This window comes from Inquilinus sp. 2KB_23, from assembly GCF_052115705.1.
Classification (GTDB): Bacteria; Pseudomonadota; Alphaproteobacteria; order DSM-16000; family Inquilinaceae; genus Inquilinus; species Inquilinus ginsengisoli_A.
Genome location: NZ_JBFRHF010000001.1, coordinates 305081 through 324654, shown reverse-complemented (window position 1 = coordinate 324654; position 19574 = coordinate 305081). Strand labels below are relative to the sequence as shown.

The window sequence follows — 19574 nt, the reverse complement described above, 5'->3', positions numbered from 1 at the left end:
GGCAGGGCGGGAGACCGACATGATCGCCTTCGTGCTGCGGCGGCTGGTGCTGATGGTGCCGGTCTTCCTGGTGGTGTCGCTGGTGGTGTTCCTGATCATCCACCTGGTCCCGGGCGACCCGATCGACAACCTGATGCGGGTCGGGTCGACCCCGGCGCAGCGGGCCCAGATCGAGGCAAAGTACGGCCTCGACCGCAGCCTGGCCGAGCAGTACCTGGTGTGGATGGGGCGGCTGCTGACCGGCGACCTGGGCACCGCCATCATCCAGCGCCGGCCGGTCGCGGAGCTGATCGGCCAGAACCTGCCCTACAGCCTGGCCCTGGGCGGGCTGGCGCTGGCCTTCTCGACCCTGGTCGGCGTGGCCGCCGGGGCGCTGGCGGCCAGCTTCCACCGCAGCTGGCTGGACGACGGCGTCACCGGCCTTATCCTGCTGGGGTCCACCGTCCCCGGCTTCTGGCTGGGGCTGCTGCTGATCCTGGTCTTCGCCGTGTCGCTGGGCTGGGTGCCGGTGTCCGGCGCCCGCGGCTGGAGCTCGCTGATCCTGCCGGTGATCGCCGCCGGCGCCGGCGGCATCGCCCTGGTGGCGCGGGTGACCCGGGTGGCGATGATCGAGGCGTCGCGCCAGGATTTCGTGCTGCTGCTGCACGCCAAGGGCGTGCCGCCCTGGACCATCCAGCTGCGCCATGTGCTGCGCCACGCCATGCTGCCGGTGGTGACGGTGCTGGGGCTGCGCATCGGCTGGATCCTGGGCGGCGCGGTCGCCATCGAATACGTCTTCGCCCGGCCCGGCCTGGGGTCGCTGCTGATCCGCGCCCTGAACCAGCGCGACTATCCCCTGGTGCAGGGCTGCCTGCTGATGCTGGCGATGGCGGTGATCCTGGGCACGCTCTTGGGTGACATCGTCCAGGCGGCGATGGATCCGCGCCAGCGCGAGGGGCGGCCGTCATGACCCGGCGCCCTGCCCTCCTCTCCGCCCTGTCGACCGTCAAGGGCGGCATCGCCGGGCTGTACCTGATGCTGCTGGTGGCCGGCGCCGTGTTCGCCCCCTGGCTGGCGCCCTATCCCTACGACCAGCAGGAGCTGTCGATCGTCAACCAACCGCCCTCAGCCGAACACCTGCTGGGCACCGACGAGCTGGGCCGGGACGTGCTGTCGCGCATCCTGAATGGCGCCCGCACCTCGCTGTCGGTCAGCGTCACCGCGATCGGCGTCTCGGTGCTGCTGGGCCTGGTGCTGGGCGCCGCCTGCGGCTATTTCGGCGGCGCCTTCGACCGCGCGGTGATGGTGGCGGTCGACCTGACCTGGTCGTTCCCGGAGATCCTGATCGCCCTGATCCTGGTGGCGATCATCGGGCCAGGGCTGCAGGGCGTGCTGCTGGCCATCGCCATCGCCTACCTCGCCCAGTTCACCCGGCTGACCCGGACCCAGGTGCTGTCGCTGAAAAGCGAGACCTATGTCGAGGCCACGGTCAATCTCGGCGCCGGCCACGCCCATGTGCTGTTCGCCCATCTGCTGCCCAACGCCCTGGCGCCGGTGCTGGTGGCGGCGATGCTGGCCACCGGCGACGCCATCATCCTGGAGGCGACGCTGGGCTTCTTCGGCCTCGGCGCCCAGCCGCCGACGCCGAGCTGGGGCGCGATGATGTCCGCCGGGTCGGCCCAGCTGTTCATCGCGCCCTGGGTGATCCTGCTGCCCGGCCTGGCCGTGGCCCTGACTGTGGTGTTCCTCAACCTGTTTGGCGACGCCCTGATCGCGGCGCTGGACATCCGCACCCGGCTGCGGGAGGCCTGAGATGCTGCTGACCGTGGAGGGCTTGCGCATCGGCATCGGCACCCTGGCCCCGGTGGACGATGTCGGCTTCGGCGTCGACCGCGGCCAGATCCTGGGCGTGGTCGGCGAGTCCGGGTCCGGCAAGTCGCTGACCGCGCTGGCGGTGATGGGGCTGCTGCCCCGGATCGGCGGCCGCATCGAGGCCGGGCATATCCGCTTCGACGGGCAGGAGCTGGTGGGCCTGCCGGAGCGGCGGCTGCGCCGGCTGCGCGGCGGCCGCATGGCGCTGATCACCCAGAACCCGATGACCTCGCTGGACCCGATGATGCGGGTCGGGCCGCAGATCGACCAGTCGGCCCGGCTGCATCTCGGGCTGGACCGGCGCGCCGCCCGCGCCCGCAGCCTGGAACTTCTGGCCGATCTGCGCATCCCCGACCCGGCGGCGGTGTACGCGCTGTACCCGCACCAGCTGTCGGGCGGCATGAAGCAGCGCATCGTCATCGCCATGGCCCTGGCCGGCGACCCCGAGCTGCTGGTGGCGGACGAGCCGACCACCGCGCTGGACGTCACGGTGCAGGCCCAGATCGTGCAGATCCTGGTCGAGCTGGTGCGCGACCGCGGCCTGGCGCTGGTGCTGATCACCCATGACATGGGCGTGGTGGCCCAGACCTGCGACCGGGTGGCGGTGATGTATTGCGGCCGGGTGGTCGAGCGCGCTCCGGTCGACGCCATCTTCGGCCAGCCCCGCCACCCCTACACCCAGGCGCTGATCCGCTGCATCCCGCGCGCGGACACGCCGCGCGGCAGCCTGAGCGGCATTCCCGGCATCGTGCCCGGCGCCGCCGACCACCCGCCCGGCTGCCGCTTCCACCCGCGCTGCCCCCGCGCCTCCGACCGCTGCCGCGAAGACATGCCGCTGCTGGGCGGCGCGCTCGACGGCCACGGCGCGGCCTGCCACCTGGCGGAGGCGGCATGAGCGCACTCCTGACCGTCACCGGCCTGGGCCGGCGCTTCGCCGGCGGCGGGCTGTTCCGCCGGCGCCGCGTGTTCCATGCCGTCAGCGACGTCTCGTTCTCGGTGCCGCACGGCGGCGTGGTCGGCATCGTCGGCGAATCCGGCTGCGGCAAGTCCACCCTGGCGCGGCTGGTGCTGCGGCTGATCCCGCCAAGCGAGGGCAGCATCCGCTTCGATGGCCAGGACATCCGCGGCCTGAAGCGGGGCGAGCTGCGGCGGCTGCGGCGCCGGATGCAGCTGGTGTTCCAGGACCCGTATTCGTCGATCGACCCGCGCTATTCCGTGCGCGACGCGCTGCTGGAGCCGTTCCGCGTCCAGCGCCTCCCGCCGGCGGAGGGTGACGCCACCGTCGCCGGCCTGCTGGAGATGGTGGGGCTGAGCCCGGCCCTGGCCCGCGCCTATCCGCACCAGCTGTCCGGCGGGCAGAAGCAGCGGGTGGGCATCGCCCGCGCCCTGGCGCTGCGGCCGTCGCTGGTGGTGCTGGACGAACCGACCGCGTCGCTGGACGTGTCGGTGCAGGCCCAGATCATCGGCCTGTTGGACCGGCTGCGGCGCGAGCTGGGGCTGACCTATCTGTTCATCTCGCACGACCTCGGCCTGGTCCGCTATTTCTGCGACCGGATCCTGGTGATGTATCTCGGCCGCATCGTCGAGATGCTGCCGAGCGGGGCGGAGCCGGCGCATCCCTACACCCGGGCGCTGCTGGACAGCACCTTCGAGCCCGATCCGCGCCGCCGCCGACACATCACCCGGCTGTCGGGCGAGATCCCGAGCGGCTGGGACCCGCCGCCGGGCTGCGCCTTCGCCGCCCGCTGCCCCCGCGCCACCGATCTGTGCCGTCACACCCTGCCCGCGCTGGCCCCTGTCTCCGGCGACACCGCCAGCGGACAGCAGGCGGCCTGCCATCACCCCCTGATCTGAAGGGAGCAACCATGACCTTCCGCGTCCTGACCGCCGAATTCGCGCATGAGACCAACACCTTCAACGTCCACCCGACCGACTACGACGCCTTCGCCCGGCGCGAGTTGTATTTCGGCGAGGACGCCATCCGCGCCCTGGGCGACGCCAACACCGGCATCGCCGGCTTCCGCGACGTTGCCCGCCAGCATGGCTGGACCCTGCGGCATGTGCTGAGCGCCGCGGCCGAGCCGGCCGGCCCCGTGACCCGCGATGCCTTCGACCGGCTGGGCGGCGCCATCGTGCGCGCGGCGGCCGAGGCGAAGGGGGCGCTGGACGGGATCCTGCTGGCCCTGCACGGCGCCATGGTCACCGACTTCTCGCCGGACGGCGAGGGCGAGCTGCTGGAACGGCTGCGCGACGTCATCGGCCCCGGCCTGCCGATCGCGATCACCCTGGATCCGCACGCCAATGTCACGGCGAAGATGTGCCGGCACGCCGACATCATCATCTCCTACAAGACCTATCCCCACATCGACATGCGCGAGATCGCGCGACATGCCGGCGAGGTGCTGCAGCGGACCATGGCCGGCGAGATCCGGCCGAAGACCCTGCTGGTCCGCCGGCCGATGCTGGAGGAGATCAATGCCGGCCGCACCGATGTCGGGCCGATGGTCGGCTGGATCGCCGAGGCCCGGGCCTATGAAGGCCAGGGCGACGCCTTCGCCGTCAGCATCAACGGCGCCTTCCCCAACGCCGACATCCCCGAGGTCGGGCCGACCGTGCTGGTGACCTATCAGGGGGATGAGGCGCCGCACCGCGCCTTCGCCGAAGGCATCGCCGACAAGATCTGGGACGCCCGCTTCGACGTGCTGAACACCTATCACACGGTGGCCAAGGCGGCGGCGATCGCCCGCGGCTGGCATGACGACAAGCCGCTGATCGTCGCCGACTACGCCGACAACCCCGGCGCCGGCGGCTATGGCGACGCCACCACCCTGCTGGGCGCCCTGCTGCAGGCCGGCATTGACAAGGCCTGCTTCGGCCCGATCGTCGACCCCGAGACGGTGCAGCAGTTGCACGGGGCCAAGGCCGGCGAAACGCTGCAGCTGCGCCTGGGCGGCAAGACCGACCCGCGCTTCGGCGGCGGCCCGCTGGCGGTGGCGGCGACGCTGCTGTGGACCAGCGACGGCAAGCTGGTCGGCGATGGCCCGATGCTGGGCGGCCTCGAATTCAGCTTCGGCCCGACCGCGGTGGTCCAGGTCGACGGCATCACCGTGCTGGTGGTCAGCGAACCGTCGCAGATGCTGGACCTGCAGCAGTTCCGCGCCTTCGGCATCGACCCTGCGGCGCACCGCGTGGTCGGGCTGAAGTCGATGCAGCATTTCCGGGCGGCGTTCGAGCCGATCGCCGGCAAGGTCATCGTCTGCGACAGCGGCGCCCTGTGCACCCTGGACTACGAGAAGATGCCCTATCACAACGTGCCGCGGCCGATCTATCCGCTGGACCGCGACATGGCCCTGTGACCCGGGCCGCATCATGATCGACTCTCAGTTGGTGTCGCCGCGCGTCGGCGCGGCGGCCGGGCACCTGACGCTGGACGGCCACGACCTGGTCGCCCTGGCCCGGGCGCATGGCACGCCGCTCTTCGTCTTCTCCGAGGCGCGGCTGCGCGGCAACGCCCGGCGGTTCCGGCAGGCGGCGGAGGCGGGCCATCCCCGCGCCCTGGTCTGCTACGCCAGCAAGGCCTGCTCGAACCTGGCGGTGCTGGCAGCGGTGCGCGACGAAGGGCTGGGCGTCGAGGTCAATTCCGGCGGCGAGCTGTACAAAGCGCTGGCCGCCGGCGTGGTGCCGGACCGCATCGTGTTCAACGGCGTGGCCAAGACCGTGGCGGAGATCGGCGAGGCGATCGGCCGGGGGATCAAGGCGATCAATGTCGATTCCCCGTTCGAGCTGCGGCGGATCGGCGAGACGGCGCGGGCGATGGGCCGGCGGGCCGAGGTGGCGCTGCGCCTGGTGCCGGGGGTCGAGGGCGGCGCCACGCCCGGCATCCGCACCGGCGGCAGCGACAGCAAGTTCGGCATGATGCCGGAGGACCTGCCAGAAGCACGAGCGATCGCCGCGGAGTTCGCCGACGCGGTCGAGGTCATCGGCCTGCATTGCCATATCGGCTCGCAGGTCGCCGACGCGGGCGCCTTCCGCGACGGCACCCGGTTCATGGCCCGGCAGGCGCGGGAGATCGGCGCCTGGCTGGGGCGGCCGTTGCGCCATGTCAATCTCGGCGGCGGCTATCCGGTGCGCTACGTCCATGGCGACGCCGCGGGACTGGGGGCGTTCGACGCGGCCGAGGATGCGGCGGCGATGGTCGGGCGGGTGGCGGCCGAGGCGGCGCAGGAACTGGGGCCGGATGTCGAGCTGCTGTTCGAGCCCGGCCGCGCCATCGTCGGCGATGCGGCGGTGCTGCTGACCACGGTCGAGAACATCAAGCACCGCGGCGCGCAGCCCTGGCTGTTCCTGGATGCCGGCTACCACACCCTGATCGATTCCGCGGCGGTGCGCTGGTACTTCCACATGGTCACCGCCAACCGGGTCGGCCAGGCCGAGGCGCCATTCCGCGTGGTCGGCCCGCTGTGCGATTCCGCCGACTGCTTCTTCGATGTCGAGGGCGAGCATCTCTACGACGCGCTCCGACAGTCGCGGCCCGACGATGACGGGCTGGAGGCCGCGGTGGTCCGGCTGCCCCGGCACCGCGGCCTGGCCGCCGCCACCGCGCCGGGCGACATCGTCGCGCTGCTGGATGTCGGCGCCTATGCGCTGGAGCAGATGTTCCCCTATTGCGGCCGGCGCCGGGCCGGGGCGGTGATGCTGCGCCGCGCCGGCGACGTCGCCTGGATCCGGCGGCCGGACACGGTCGAGGATTTGGTCCGCGACGACGTGCCGGCCGCCTGACGATGCGTAGGTTGGGTTCGCCCCGGGGCGAACCCAACATGCCGAAGCCAGAGCGAGTGTTAGGTTCGCAAGCGCGAACCCAACCTACGGGCTTATCCCAGGCGCGGCAGCCGCAGCCGCTGGGTGCGGTCATTGTTGATGACGATCGCATCCGGCAGTATCCGCACGGCGCAGAGCCAGGACGGGACCTCCGGCTCGGGTCCGTCTGCCTCTGTCGCTGGGCGGGCCAGCAACAGGCCGGGCGCCACTGGCCGCAGCACCGCGTCCAGCACGGCGAAGGAGGAACGGAGGCGCAGCCGGGCCGTCTCTCCCTCCAGCACGATCTCGGCCTCCAGCGCGATGGCGGGATCGCCATAGCGGCCGGCGGCATCGGCGGGCAGGGCCGGGGCCATGCCGGGCAGACGGCGATAGTGCCGCCGGCGGCCGAACCAGTCGGCATCGATGTCGCCGTCCGGCCGCAGGCCGAGGCGCAGCGGGATGATGCCGCGTTCGGGCTGGAACACCCCCGGCTCGACCTCCTCGACCTGCGCCTTGCCGCCATTGCCGCCGAGCACCGGCACGCCGTCCTTCAGCGCGATGGCGAAGACGTCGTCGGTCGCCTCGTCATGATACAGGCCGGCGGCTGCGGCCAGGTGCGCGCCGGCCTCGGCCGAATGCGGCGGCCCCGGCGGCCGACCGAGCACCGCGTCGACGATGCGGCGGGCCAGCGAGAACGGCGCGATGTCGTCGGTATTCGCCAGGATGACGATGTCGAGGCCGAGATCGGGGAACCGCACCCCTTCCGACCGGGCCCCGGCCATCGCCCCGCCATGGCCGATGCTGCGGTGGCCGCGATACTCTGTCGTGACCAGCCCGAGGCCGTAAGGGCTGGGCCGGCCGTTGATGGTGGCGCCCGGCCGGGCCATCCGCGCCAGCTCCGCGCCGCCGACCTTCGGGTCGTTCAGATTGGCCAGCCAGATCAGCATGTCGTCGACCGAGGAGACGATGCCGCCATCGCCATTGGCCTCCTCGCCGGCCCAGGCGCGGCGCCAGGCCCCGTCCGGCCCCTTGGTGTGATGGTCGGCGAGATGGGGCACGATCTCGTCATCCTGCTTCAGCAGCAGGGTCTGGCTCATGCCGAGCGGGCCGGTGATCCGGTCGCGCAGCAGCTCGTTGAAGCTGCGGCCGGCGACCTGCTCGATCACCTCGTACAGCAGCAGAAAGCCGGCATTGCAGTAGATCAGGTCGTCGCCGGCCGGGAAGTTCACCCCGCCGTGCTCGCGGATGACCCGGCGCAGCATCGCGCGCGGCGCCGGCGACAGCGGCGACTGGCCGCCCAGCTCCATGATCTCGACATAGTCCCGCAGGCCAGAGACGTTGGCGGCGAGGTGCTGCAGCGTGACTTTGCGCGGGAATTCCGGCAGCCAGGGCAGATGGCGCCGGACGTCGTCCTGCAGCGACAGCTTGCCCTCGGTCTCCAGCATCAGCGCCAGCAGCACGGTGAACTGCTTGGTCTGCGAGGCGATGCGCATGACGCTGCGGCCGGACAGCGGGATGCGGTGCGGCAGCTGGGCCAGGCCGTAGCAGCCGCGATGGATCTCGCGCCCGTGGCGCCGCACCACCACCACCGCGCCGGGAGACTTCGGCTTCGCCCAGGGCGCAAACAGCGCATCGATCCGGGCGGAGAGATCGGCGGGCGAACCACCGGTGTCGTCGGGTGCCATGATACCTCCCATCCTGCGGGCTTGTTGGACGAGAGAATGGCAGTTTTCTGATTTAGTGGCAAACAGAGACGGTTTTCTGACACCATCCGGATCAAAGCATTCGAGGCCGCTTCCTGGAAGCGGCCTCGAAGCACTTTTCCGGAGTATCCCCCGCGCTTAGAGCACGAAGTCGCCGGCGGTGAGGGTGATGGCACCGGTCAGGGCGATGCTGAAATCCGCCGTGCCGTTGCCGTCGATGTCGCCGCTGACGGTGGTGATGCCCCCGGCCACGGTCGCCCGCAATTCGCCGGCATGGCTGGTGAAGGCGCCGGCCCCGATGAAGCTGAAGGCCTGGTCGCCGGCCAGCGCCGGGTTGGCGTCCATCAGGTGCAGGTCGATGCGATCGGTCTGGGCATGGCTGAAATCGGTGATGCGGTCGGCCGCGGCGACCGTGCTGTCGCTGGCCGCGGTGTAGACGAAGCGGTCCGCACCGTCGCCGCCGATCAGGGTGTCCTGGCCGCCCATACCGAACAGCTGGTCGCTGCCGGCGCCGCCGACCATGCCATTGGCGCCGGCGCTGCCGAGCATCGTATCGGCAAAGCCCGTGCCGTAGACGTTCTCGATCGAGACCAGGACGTCGCCCTGGGCGCTGCCGCCGGTGCCGATGCCGGTGGCCAGGTTGACCACGATGCCGGCCGTGCCGTCGCTGTACAGCACGGCATCGGTGCCGTCGCCGCCTTCGAGCCGATCGGCGCCGAGGCCGCCCCGGAGCACATCGTTGCCCGCCAGCCCCTGCAGCAGGTTGGCGCCGGCGTCGCCGGTCAGGGTGTCGCCGGCCAGACCACCGGTCAGGTTCTCGATGCCGACATAGATGTCCCCCAGGGCCTCGCCCGTTCCGATCCCGGTGGCGAGGTTCGCCGTCACCGCGAAGGTGTTGGCGGCATAGCTGGCGGTGTCGATCCCGATGCCCCCGTCCAGCACATCCGCGCCCAGGCCGCCATCGAGCACGTCGTTGCCGCCGCCGCCGTAGAGCGCGTCGGCGCCGCCCAGGCCGCTCAGGCCGTTGGCGCCCGCATCACCCGTCAGCACATCCGCGTAGCCGTAGCTGCCTATGACGTTCTCGATCGAGGAGAACACGTCGCGCTGGGCGTCGCCGCCGACGGCCAAACCGGATGAGAGATCGACCCGCACGCCGGTGGGGGTGAAGCTGGTGCCGTAGTTGAGGGTGTCGATGCCGGCGCCGCCGTCCAGCACATCGGCGCCGGTGCCGCCGATCAGCAGGTCGTCCCCGTCGCCGCCGAGCAGGACGTCCTGGCCGTCCTGGCCGTCGAGGGTATCGTTACCGCCCAGGCCGACAAGGCGGTTGGCGTTGGAATCGCCGGTCAGCGCGTCGCCGAAGCCGGCCGAGCCGATGACGTCCTCGAAGCCGGAGACGAAATCGCCTGTCGCGTCGCCGCCCGTCGTGACGAACGTCGTCATATTGATGGTGACGCCGGCGGTGCTGTCGAAATAGGTGACGGTGTCGATGCCGTCGCCGCCGTACAGGGTGTCGCCTCCGGTGCCGCCATGCACGAAGTCGTCGCCGGCATCGCCGGAAATGGCGTCGAGGTCTCCGCCTCCATCGAGAATATCATTGCCACCATCGCCTTCAATGGCGTCGTTGCCGGCGCCGCCGGTCATGTCGTCGTCGCCGCTGCCGCCGATGAGGACGTCGGCGCCGCCGAGGCCGGAGAGGATGTCGTTGCCGCCCGAGCCATCCAGCTGGTTGTCCGCGGCCGATCCGGTCAGGACGTCGTCGAAGGCATTGGTGCCGGCAATGTTCTCGATATCGGCGCCGATCACGTCGCCCTGCGCCTCGCCGCCGGAGGCGACCGCGCCGATCGTCACCGTCACACCGCCGGCGAAGGTCGTGGCGTAGGTGACGCTGTCAACACCGGCCCCGCCATTGAGGATGTCGGCGCCGGCGCCGCCCTCGAGAGTGTCGAGGCCGTCGCCGCCGTTCAGCGTGTCGGCGCCGTCGCTGCCCTGCAGCGTATCATTGCCGGCATCGCCGTTCAGGGTGTCGTCGCCGCCGTCGCCGCCGATGAAGTCGTTGTCGGCACCGCCATTGACCAGGTCGTTGCCGTTGCCGGCAAAGACGAAGTCGTTGCCCGCATCGCCGAAGATCTGGTCGTTGCCGCCGTTGCCGGAGATCGAATCCCCTTCGGTCGTGCCGTTGAGCACGTTGTCGTTGTCGTCGCCGTTGATGGTGGCCATGAGTTTCCCCCTGAATGAGCTGGCCACCCCATGCGGCGGCCCAAGGGGAAACTAGGCCCGGCCGGTATCCGGCGGATGTCGCCGGGCGGGTGAATGTGTATCGTCTGTATCGCCCCGGCGGTCAGGAATGGCCGGCGATGTCCGACTGGACCCGCCGGATCTCCGCCTCGACGCGCTGCGCCGGTCCGGCCAGGTCGGGCGCATCCGCAGCCGCGGCACTCTCCAGCGCCTCGGCGGCATCGCCCAGAACCGCCGCGCCGACGATGCGGGCCGCGCCCTTCAGCCGGTGCGCCTCGGCCACGACATCCGGGCGCCACCCGCCGGCGACCGCCCGGGCGATCGCCGCCGCGGACGCCTCGGCGGAGACGAGGAAGTCGGCCAGCATGGCGGCGATCGTCGCCGTATCGTCCCCGAACAGCCCGGACAGCGCGGCCGGGTCGATCGCCCTGCCCCGGCCGGGATCCTCGGACGGGAACCAACGCTGCAGCACCTCCTGCAGCCGGGCGAGCTGGACCGGCTTGCCGACATAGTCGTCCATTCCCGCGGCGCGGCAGCGCTCGGCCTCGCCGGCCAGCACATTGGCCGTGACCGCCACGATTGGAATCCGCCGCCGGCCGGCCCGCTCCGCCTCACGGATCCGCCGCGTCAGCTCGAAGCCATCCAAGGACGGCATGTGGCAGTCGGTCAGGACCAGGGCGTAGGGGCCCGCAGCCCAGGCCGCCAGCGCCTCCACCCCGTCCGCCGCCGTGTCGGCGGCGTAGCCGAGAAGCTGCAGCTGCCGGACCAGCACCTGCCGGTTCACCGGATGGTCGTCGACCACCAGGACCAGCCGGCCGTCCCGGCGCGCCTGGTCGATGTCGGTCGCGGCCGGCAGAGTGGCGGCGCGGGCGGGCGCGATCTCCGCATCCTCCGCCTGTGCCACGGCGAGGTCGAGCGTGAGCCGGAAGGTCGCGCCCCGGCCGGGCACGCTGTCCACCGTGATGTCGCCGCCCATCATGGTCGCCAGCCGCCGCGCGATCGACAGGCCCAAGCCGGTGCCGCCGAAGCGGCGCGTGGTCGAGGCATCCGCCTGCGAGAAGGGCTGGAACAGGCGCTCCTGCTCGATCGCGCTGATGCCGATGCCGGTGTCGATGACGGCAATCGAGATCCGGGCGCGTCCGGCCTCGTGCCGGGCCAGCGCGGCCTCGATGCGGACGCTGCCGCGTTCGGTGAACTTGATCGCGTTGCCGGCGAGGTTCAGCAGGATCTGGCGCAGCCTGACCGGGTCGGCCAGCACCGGATCCGGAATCGTCGGGTCGGTCGCGGCGGTCAGGACCAGCCCCTTGTCGCGCGCCTGCGGGGCCAGCATGTCGACCAGGCCGGCGATCGCGGTGCGGATCGAGACCGGCATCCATTCGAGGTCCAGCCGACCGGCCTCGATCTTCGAGAAGTCGAGGATGTCGTTGACGATGCGCAGCAGCGACCGCGCGGATTCGCGGATGAGCTGCAGCGACTGGCGCTGGCCCTCGTCGAGCCGCGACTGCTCCATCACCTCCAGCATGCCCAGCACGCCGTTCATCGGCGTGCGGATCTCATGGCTCATCACCGCGAGGAATTCGGATTTGGCCCGGGCCGAGGCCTCCGCCGCCTGGCGCGCTTCGGCCATCACCTGTTCGGCGAGGCGGCGTTCGGTGATATCGTAGGTCCAGGCGATGGTGCCGGACTGGCCCTCGAAGGCGATACGCTCGAGCGACAGCAGCCCCCAGAAGCGGCCGCCTTCCCCGGTGCGGAACTCGACCTCGGCATCATGCACCAGCCCGTCCTGGCGCAGCGTCGCCTCCAGCCGGGCAGCGTCGCCGGGATCGGCGTAGAGGCCGCGCGGATTCCGCCGTGCCATGGTCTGCCCGGCCAGGCCGAACAGGTCGACATGGCGCTGGTTCGCGAACAGGAAGTTCCCGTCGCGGCCATAGATGGCGATGCTGATCGGGCTGCGGTCGAGGATGTCGCGCAGCAGCCGCTCGCTCTCGCGCAGCTCCGCAGTGCGTTCGGCGACGGCGTGCTCCAGCACGTCATTGGCCTGGGCCAGCGTCTTGCGGCCGTCCTCGATGGTGCGGATCTGCTCATAGGACCGCAGTGCGGCGACCAGGGTGGTGAACAGCCGGGTCTGCGTCAGTTCGGTCTTCGCCTTGTAGTCGTTGATGTCATAGGCGACGATCACCTCCTGCTCCGGCGCCTGGCCCGGCTGCCCGGTCCGCAGCACGATGCGCACCATGCTGTTGCCGAGCACGCCGCGGATCCAGCGGGCGAATCGCAGCCCGGCGTCGTCCGTCTCCATCACCACGTCCAGCAGGACCAGCGCCACGTTCTCGGTCCGGCGCAGGATGTCCATCGCCTCGGCCGCGGAATAGGCGTCGATCAACGCCACGCCGCGGCCGGAGAAGCTGAAGCCGTCGAGGATCAGCCGGGTGATCTGGTGCACCTCGGGGTCGTCGTCGACGATCAGCACGCGCCACGGTTCGGCGCGGCCGGACGCCTCTTTGGGGATCTCCTCGGGCGCGTCGTCGTCGAGGATCAGGAAATCGTCCGGCTGCGCCTTCGCCGTCATGGTATCCGCCCTTTCTCGGCCATCGCGCGACCGGGCTCAGTATCCCGGATCCGGCGCGAACATGTACCCGGCGCCCCGCACGGTCCGGATCACCTCGGGCTTGGTGGGGTCCATCTCGATCTTGCGGCGGATCCGCGTGATCCGCAGGTCGATCGAGCGATCGAACGGCTCCATCTCCCGGTTGCTGGTCAGGTCCAGCAGGCGGTCCCGGCTGAGGACCTGGTTCGGATGCTGGGCGAACACCTTCAGCAGCGCGAACTCCGATGCCGCCAGGGCGACGCCGTCGCCCTCCAGCGTCGTCAACCGGCGGGCCGCCAGGTCGAGGATGCAGCGCCCGAAGCGCAGGCATCCGTCCGGGGCCGTATTGGCGCGCCCACCGGACCGGCGCAGCACACTCTTGATCCGCGCCACCAGCTCGCGAGGCTCATAGGGCTTGGTGACGTAGTCGTCGGCGCCGGTCTCCAGCCCGACCACGCGGTCGACCGTGTCGGTGGCGGCCGTCACCATGATGATCGCGACATTGCCGCGTTCCCGCAGAAAGCGGGCCACCGCGAAGCCGTCCTCACCCGGCATGTGGACATCGAGCAGGACGAGGTCCAGCGGATTGCGTCGGGCCAGCAGCTTGCGCAGTTCGGCCCCGCCCTCGACCCCGGTCACGCGATAGCCCTGCCGCGTCAGATATTCCTCGAGCACCCGCCGCTGGAAGGCATCGTCGTCGACGACCGCGATATGGGGCTGACTCATCCGCTCGATCTCTGGCAGGGCGCGGCCAAGAGCCATTCCGGACGGGCCCAGCATTGCCCAGTATGCCATGTCTCGCGGCGCCGCACAGCGCCGAGGCGCTGTGCGGGATAGCAATTCGGCGATCACCGGCCATCGCCTACTTGATGCGGGTCCAGATCTCGCCGCCCAGCTTCGTGCCATTCTCCATGTCGGCCCAGATGCCTTCGAGATTGGCGCCCTTCGGCGACATGGCGAAGACGAAGCCGCCCTTGCCGAGGATGCCGCCGACCGCCAGGGTGGTGCCGAGGAAGACGCCGCGGCCGACCGAGGTGTCGCCGGCCACCGTCCAGGTCACGACATAGGTGTCCCCGGTCGCTTCGACCACGGCGGTGCCGGCATAGTGGCTGCCGGTCGGGTTGGTGCCGGCGACGCTGTAGGTCCCGGTCACCGCGCCCTGGGCCATCGCGAGGTGCGGGGACGCCAGGATCGCGCCCAGCAGGATCGTGACGGCCAGGGCCATGCTGGTGAAGATGTTGCGAAACATGAGGATGCTCCCTGTTTGATCGGCACCGGACCGACCGGCCGATGACGAGATGATCTGCCACCCCGGTATCAGGCTCATGTCGCGGCGCCGGGTTTTTGGTATCGTCTGTATCGCGTCAGGGGGGCGGATCGCCCCGCGGCCATAATCGTGTCGCCCCGATCGGATCGACGGCGCGGGCGGAGGGATGGGAACAAGCTTGACCGCGGCCAGCCGATCGGGAACACAGGCGCCGAACCCCGCCCTGGATCCGGTGCTCGATGCCATTGCCGCCGTGCTCGGCGCCGGCATCTGCGTGCTCGATGCCGAGGACCGCCTCCTGGCCTGGAACGACACCTATCTGACGCTGTTTCCCGAGGAAGCCGATCTGCTGCGCCCGGGCCTGCCCTTGAAGGAGACGGTGCGCCGCTTCTTCGAGACCCATCTGGAGCCGGCCGAACGCCCCTTCATCGACCGCCACGTCGCCGCCGCGCTGGAGCGCCACCGCAACCCGCCTAGCTCTTACACCCGGCAGTGCAAGGATGGGCGGTGGCTGTCGCTCGAGGTCAGGCGCCTGGCCGACGGCCGGCTGCTCAAGATCTTCACCGACGTGACGTCGCGCCATGACAGCGGCGCGATGAAAGAGGCGATCACCGCGGTCGATGTCGGCCTGATCCGCTATGCCGGCGACGGCACGTTCCAGACCGCCAATCGCGCCGCCAGCGTGCTGTTCCCGGCGCTGGTGGGGCAGTTCCGGTCCGGCAGCACCCGGGGCGACCACATCCGGCTGCTGGCCGATTCCGTCCTGGCCCCGGGGGAGGCGGCGCGGGCCGAGCGGCTGCTGGCCATGCCCCAGCCGGACGCGGCCCCGCGCGAACCGGCGGTGCTGCGCGACCGTGACGGGCGCTGGCTGCAATACGAGGAGCGGCGCCAGGACGATGGCGGCGTGGTGATGATCTGGCAGGACGTGACCGTCCGCATCGATGCCCAGGCCGAGCTGGACGGGCTGCGCCTGCGGATGACCGACGCCATCGAGTCGATCCATGACGGCTTCGTGCTGTTCGACGCCGAGGACCGGCTGGTGCTGTCGAACAGCGCCTATCGCCGGCTGTACGGGATCGGCGACGGCGAGATCGCGGCCGGCACCGCCTTCCGCACGCTGGTCGAGACCGCCATCGCCCGCGGCCTCTATGCCGATGCGGACAACGTGGTCGACTGGATGCGGCGGCGGCTGCGGCACCATCGCGGCGACTCGGCGCCGCTGGACCTGCCACTGGCGGATGGCCGCTGGGTGCGCATGACCGAGCGCCCGACCCATGAGGGCGGCATCGTCGGCATCCATGTCGACATCACCGACATCAAGCGGCGCGAGGCGGCGCTGGGCGACAGCGAGAGGCGGCTGGCCGCGACGCTGGCGGACGACGCCCGCCGCACCGCCATGCTGGACGCGATCGGCTATGCCGCGACCCAGATCATCGGGCGCAGCACCTGGCGCGCCGGCATCCAGGAGATGCTGGCCCGGCTGGGCCGCGCCACCGGCACCGACCGGACCTATATCTTCGAGGTCCAGGACCTGCCGGGCGGTCGCCTGACCAGCCGCTACAGCTATGAATGGGTGGCCGAGGGCGTGCCGGCGCTGATCGACGACCCGCAGATGCATGACCATCCGCTGCCCGACGACCCAGCTGTGCTGCAGGCGCTGATCGACGAGCGCATGACCGGCATGGCCGCGCTGAGCGGCTGGAATCTCGGCAGCGAGCTGGAGCAGAGGGAGCTGCGGCGCCAGGGCGTGCGTTCGAACCTCAAGGTGCCGATCCTGTTCGGCGGGCGCTGGTGGGGCACCATGGGGTTCGACGACATCCGCGAGGAAGAGCGGTCGTGGCGCGCCGATGAGATCGACGTGCTGAAATCGGCGGCCAGCCTGATCGGCGCCGCGATCGAGCGTGGCCGGATGGATGAGGAGCTGCGGCGCAGCGCCGCCGACCTGGAGCGCCGGGTCGAGGACCGGACGGCGCAGTACGCCCGGGTCGCCGAGGAGCTGCAGGGCACCGTCGCCGACCTGCGCCGGACCCAGGCCGACCTGGTGCAGGCCGAGAAGATGGCGTCGCTGGCGCAGCTGGTGGCCGGCGTGGCCCATGAGATCAACACGCCGGTGGGGACCGCCCTGAGCGCGGCGTCGCATCTTGAGGAACGGGCCCGCGCCTTCGCCGAGATCGTGGCCGGTGGCCAGATCCGGCGCTCGGAGCTGGAGCGCTTCGTCGACCGCGCCGGCGAGGTGTCGCGACTGCTGCTGTCGAACCTGGAGCGCGCGGCCGCCCTGATTCGCGAGTTCAAGCAGGTCGCGGTCGACCAGACCAGCGCCGAGCGCCGGACCTTCGACCTCGCGACCTATCTCGAAGGCGTGATCACGAGCCTGGCCCCGAACTACCGGCGCACGCCGCACCGGGTGACGCTGCGCAGCCCGGCCGGCATCACCATGGACAGCTTCCCGGGCGCCCTCTCGCAGATCGTCACCAACCTGGTGATCAACGCCCTGGCCCATGCCTTCCCGACCGGCGCGCCGGGCACCGTGGCGCTGACTGTGGCGCCGGGGCCGGAGCCGGGCCAGGTGATCCTGGGCTTCGCCGATGACGGGGCCGGCATCCCGCCCGAGACCATCGGCCGGATCTTCGACCCGTTCTTCACCACCAAGCGGGGGGCGGAGGGCAGCGGCCTGGGCCTGCACATCGTCTACAACCTGGTGACCGCGAGCCTGGGCGGGCAGATCACGGTCGACTCCACACCCGGCCACGGCACCCGCTTCACCGTGATCCTGCCCCTGGTCGCGCCCGGCGCAGCCGAAGGCCGGGCTGACTGAAGCGGCGCCAAGCTTCTCCAGAGCCAACGGGCCCGCTTTCGCCCGTTCGTGCCCATCCTGGCCGGCGCCACGCTGCAGGAGCGGATCCCCGGCGTCGACCGCCGGGGATCCGCCGCCGACATCAGGCGATGTCGAACCGGTCGAGGTTCATCACCTTGGTCCAGGCCGCGACGAAGTCCTTCGCGAACTGCGCCTGCGCGTCGGAGCCGCCATAGACCTCGGCCAGCGCCCGCAGCTGCGAATGCGACCCGAAGATCAGGTCGACGCGCGTCGCCGTCCACTTGGGCTCTTCCGTCTTCCGGTCCCGGCCCTGGAACACGCCGTGCTCGTCCGCGGACGGGTGCCACTTCGTGCCCATGTCGAGCAGGTTGACGAAGAAGTCGTTGGTCAGCACCCCCGGCCGCTTGGTGAAGACGCCATGCGGGGAGTTTCCGGCATTGGCGCCCAGCACGCGTAGACCGCCGACGAGGACGGTCAGCTCGGGCGCCGTCAGCGTCAGCAGCTGCGCCCGGTCGACCAGCAGCTCCTCGGGCGGCAGGCCCTGCGCATTGCCGAGATAGTTGCGGAACCCATCGGCCTTCGGCTCGAGCGGCGCGAAGGAGGCGGCGTCGGTGTGCTCCTCCGTCGCGTCGGTACGGCCCGGGGTGAAGGGCACCTGCACGTCCTGCCCGGCATCCTTCGCCGCCTTCTCGACCGCCGCGCCACCAGCGAGGACGATCAGGTCGGCCAGCGAGATCTTCTTGCCGCCGGGGGCCGAGGCGTTGAACGCCGCCTGGATCTCCCCCAGCTTGGCGAGCACCGTCGCCAGCTGCTGCGGCTGGTTGACCGCCCAGTCCTTCTGCGGCGCCAGGCGGATGCGCGCGCCATTGGCGCCGCCGCGCTTGTCGGAACCGCGGAAGGTCGAGGCCGACGCCCAGGCCGTCGAGACCAGCTGGGGCACGGTGAGGCCGGAGGCGAGCACCTTCGCCTTCAGTGCCGCGATGTCCGACGCGTCGACCAGCGGATGGTCGACCGCCGGCACCGGGTCCTGCCAGGGCAGGATCTCCTGCGGCACCAGCGGGCCGAGATACCGGGCGCGCGGGCCCATGTCGCGATGGGTCAGCTTGAACCAGGCGCGGGCGAAGGCGTCGGCAAACTGCTCCGGATGCTCGTAGAAGCGCCGCGAGATCTTCTCATAGGCGGGGTCGAAGCGCAGCGACAGGTCGGTGGTCAGCATGCCCGGCGCATGGCGCTTCGACGGGTCGTGGGCGTCCGGGACCGTGCCGGCGCCGGCGCCGTTCTTCGGCGTCCACTGATGGGCGCCGGCCGGGCTCTTGGTCAGCTCCCATTCATATTCGAACAGGTTCTTGAAGAACTCGTGGCTCCACCGGGTCGGCGTCGAGGTCCAGGTCACCTCCAGGCCGCTGGTGATCGCATCGCCGGCGATGCCGCTGCCATGGCTGCTCATCCAGCCCAGGCCCTGGTTGACGATGTCGGAGCCTTCCGGCTCCTTGCCGACATGGGCGGCGTCGCCGGCGCCATGGGTCTTGCCGAAGCTGTGGCCGCCGGCGATCAGGGCGACCGTCTCCTCGTCGTTCATCGCCATGCGGGCGAAGGTCTCGCGGATGTCACGGGCCGCGGCCACCGGGTCCGGGTTGCCGTTCGGGCCTTCCGGATTGACGTAGATCAGGCCCATCTGCACGGCGCCGAGATGGCCCTGCAGCTCGCGGTCGCCGCTGTAGCGCTCATCGCCCAGCCACTTGCCCTCGGGGCCCCAGAAGATGTCCTGGTCGGGCTCCCAGGTGTCGGGACGGCCGCCGGCGAAGCCGAAGGTCTTGAAGCCCATCGACTCGAGCGCGACGTTGCCGGTCAGGATCAGCAGGTCGGCCCAGGAGAGCTTGCGGCCGTATTTCTGCTTGACCGGCCACAGCAGCCGGCGCGCCTTGTCGAGATTGCCGTTGTCCGGCCAGCTGTTCAACGGCGCGAAGCGCTGCTGACCCCGCCCGCCGCCGCCGCGGCCGTCGCCGATGCGGTAGGTGCCGGCGCTGTGCCAGGCCATGCGGATGAACAGGCCGCCGTAATGGCCGAAATCGGCCGGCCACCATTCCTGCGAATCGGTCATCACGGCCTTCAGGTCGTTGATCACCGCGTTCAGGTCTAGGGTCTTGAATTCCTTGGCGTAATCGAAGGATTCGCCCATCGGGTCGGACAGGGCGGAGTGCAGGTGGAGCACCGAAAGGTTCAACTGGTCCGGCCACCAGTCACGATTGGTGTGCCCGCGGGTCCCGCCCGCAACCGGGCATTTGCTTTCGCTGGCCATGTTCCCTCCGTTGGCGTTGCTCA

The 19574-nt window shown here is 70.8% G+C and carries 13 protein-coding genes; 7 read left to right on the top strand and 6 right to left on the bottom strand.

The window, feature by feature from the left end:
• The first annotated feature begins 19 nt into the window (after window positions 1-19).
• The 6 genes from AB4112_RS01425 to lysA are packed head-to-tail and all read left to right on the top strand — an operon-like array spanning window position 20 to window position 6630.
• A complete protein-coding gene (locus AB4112_RS01425; RefSeq protein ID WP_309801478.1) occupies window positions 20-949 on the top strand; it encodes an ABC transporter permease in 930 nt (309 codons plus the stop codon).
• Complete coding sequence (locus AB4112_RS01420; RefSeq protein WP_309801477.1) at window positions 946-1791, top strand: ABC transporter permease; 846 nt, start codon at window positions 946-948, stop codon at window positions 1789-1791. The genes AB4112_RS01425 and AB4112_RS01420 overlap by 4 nt, the downstream gene beginning before the upstream one ends.
• A 1-nt stretch (window position 1792) precedes the next feature.
• On the top strand, window positions 1793-2746 hold the full coding sequence (locus AB4112_RS01415; protein WP_441716735.1) for an ABC transporter ATP-binding protein: 954 nt from the start codon (window positions 1793-1795) through the stop codon (window positions 2744-2746).
• Window positions 2743-3705 carry an ABC transporter ATP-binding protein gene (locus AB4112_RS01410; RefSeq protein ID WP_309801475.1) on the top strand — a complete coding sequence of 321 codons (963 nt, stop codon included), beginning with the start codon at window positions 2743-2745 and terminating at the stop codon, window positions 3703-3705. Before AB4112_RS01415 ends, AB4112_RS01410 begins: the two co-directional genes overlap by 4 nt.
• Window positions 3706-3716: 11 nt before the next feature.
• Complete coding sequence (locus AB4112_RS01405; RefSeq protein ID WP_441716733.1) at window positions 3717-5207, top strand: M81 family metallopeptidase; 1491 nt, start codon at window positions 3717-3719, stop codon at window positions 5205-5207.
• A 13-nt stretch (window positions 5208-5220) separates the two neighbouring features.
• A complete protein-coding gene (lysA, locus tag AB4112_RS01400; protein ID WP_309801473.1) occupies window positions 5221-6630 on the top strand; it encodes a diaminopimelate decarboxylase in 1410 nt (469 codons plus the stop codon).
• A gap of 92 nt (window positions 6631-6722) precedes the next feature.
• Here the strand turns inward: lysA and AB4112_RS01395 are convergent, their stop codons facing one another.
• From AB4112_RS01395 to AB4112_RS01375, 5 genes are all read right to left on the bottom strand, one after another.
• Window positions 6723-8333, bottom strand: a complete 1611-nt coding sequence (locus tag AB4112_RS01395) for a serine hydrolase domain-containing protein (RefSeq protein WP_309801472.1) — start codon at window positions 8331-8333, stop codon at window positions 6723-6725.
• Between the two features lie 156 nt (window positions 8334-8489).
• On the bottom strand, window positions 8490-10568 hold the full coding sequence (locus tag AB4112_RS01390) for a calcium-binding protein (RefSeq protein ID WP_309801471.1): 2079 nt from the start codon (window positions 10566-10568) through the stop codon (window positions 8490-8492).
• A gap of 121 nt (window positions 10569-10689) precedes the next feature.
• Complete coding sequence (locus AB4112_RS01385; RefSeq protein ID WP_309801470.1) at window positions 10690-13152, bottom strand: hybrid sensor histidine kinase/response regulator; 2463 nt, start codon at window positions 13150-13152, stop codon at window positions 10690-10692.
• 36 nt (window positions 13153-13188) lie between these two features.
• Window positions 13189-13896, bottom strand: coding sequence for a response regulator (locus AB4112_RS01380; protein ID WP_309801469.1), 708 nt, complete (start codon window positions 13894-13896; stop codon window positions 13189-13191).
• A gap of 136 nt (window positions 13897-14032) precedes the next feature.
• The gene (locus AB4112_RS01375) at window positions 14033-14419 is read right to left on the bottom strand and encodes a hypothetical protein (protein WP_309801468.1); all 387 of its coding nucleotides are present in this window, start codon (window positions 14417-14419) and stop codon (window positions 14033-14035) included.
• 196 nt (window positions 14420-14615) lie between these two features.
• On the opposite strand from AB4112_RS01375, the gene AB4112_RS01370 reads away from it, so the two are divergent.
• Window positions 14616-17252 carry a PAS-domain containing protein gene (locus AB4112_RS01370; RefSeq protein ID WP_441716729.1) on the top strand — a complete coding sequence of 879 codons (2637 nt, stop codon included), beginning with the start codon at window positions 14616-14618 and terminating at the stop codon, window positions 17250-17252.
• A gap of 121 nt (window positions 17253-17373) precedes the next feature.
• Here AB4112_RS01370 and katG read toward each other — a convergent pair whose 3' ends face one another.
• The gene (gene katG / locus AB4112_RS01365) at window positions 17374-19551 is read right to left on the bottom strand and encodes a catalase/peroxidase HPI (RefSeq protein WP_309801466.1); all 2178 of its coding nucleotides are present in this window, start codon (window positions 19549-19551) and stop codon (window positions 17374-17376) included.
• Between the last annotated feature and the right edge of the window lie 23 nt (window positions 19552-19574).

What these genes read in the sequence shown, in the direction of transcription:
- AB4112_RS01425 (WP_309801478.1), top strand. Translation starts at nt 20, where the DNA reads ATGATCGCCTTCGTGCTGCGGCGGCTGGTGCTGATGGTGCCGGTCTTC.
- AB4112_RS01420 (WP_309801477.1), top strand. Translation starts at nt 946, where the DNA reads ATGACCCGGCGCCCTGCCCTCCTCTCCGCCCTGTCGACCGTCAAGGGC.
- AB4112_RS01415 (WP_441716735.1), top strand. Translation starts at nt 1,793, where the DNA reads ATGCTGCTGACCGTGGAGGGCTTGCGCATCGGCATCGGCACCCTGGCC.
- AB4112_RS01410 (WP_309801475.1), top strand. Translation starts at nt 2,743, where the DNA reads ATGAGCGCACTCCTGACCGTCACCGGCCTGGGCCGGCGCTTCGCCGGC.
- AB4112_RS01405 (WP_441716733.1), top strand. Translation starts at nt 3,717, where the DNA reads ATGACCTTCCGCGTCCTGACCGCCGAATTCGCGCATGAGACCAACACC.
- lysA (WP_309801473.1), top strand. Translation starts at nt 5,221, where the DNA reads ATGATCGACTCTCAGTTGGTGTCGCCGCGCGTCGGCGCGGCGGCCGGG.
- AB4112_RS01395 (WP_309801472.1), bottom strand. Translation starts at nt 8,333, where the DNA reads ATGGCACCCGACGACACCGGTGGTTCGCCCGCCGATCTCTCCGCCCGG.
- AB4112_RS01390 (WP_309801471.1), bottom strand. Translation starts at nt 10,568, where the DNA reads ATGGCCACCATCAACGGCGACGACAACGACAACGTGCTCAACGGCACG.
- AB4112_RS01385 (WP_309801470.1), bottom strand. Translation starts at nt 13,152, where the DNA reads ATGACGGCGAAGGCGCAGCCGGACGATTTCCTGATCCTCGACGACGAC.
- AB4112_RS01380 (WP_309801469.1), bottom strand. Translation starts at nt 13,896, where the DNA reads ATGAGTCAGCCCCATATCGCGGTCGTCGACGACGATGCCTTCCAGCGG.
- AB4112_RS01375 (WP_309801468.1), bottom strand. Translation starts at nt 14,419, where the DNA reads ATGTTTCGCAACATCTTCACCAGCATGGCCCTGGCCGTCACGATCCTG.
- katG (WP_309801466.1), bottom strand. Translation starts at nt 19,551, where the DNA reads ATGGCCAGCGAAAGCAAATGCCCGGTTGCGGGCGGGACCCGCGGGCAC.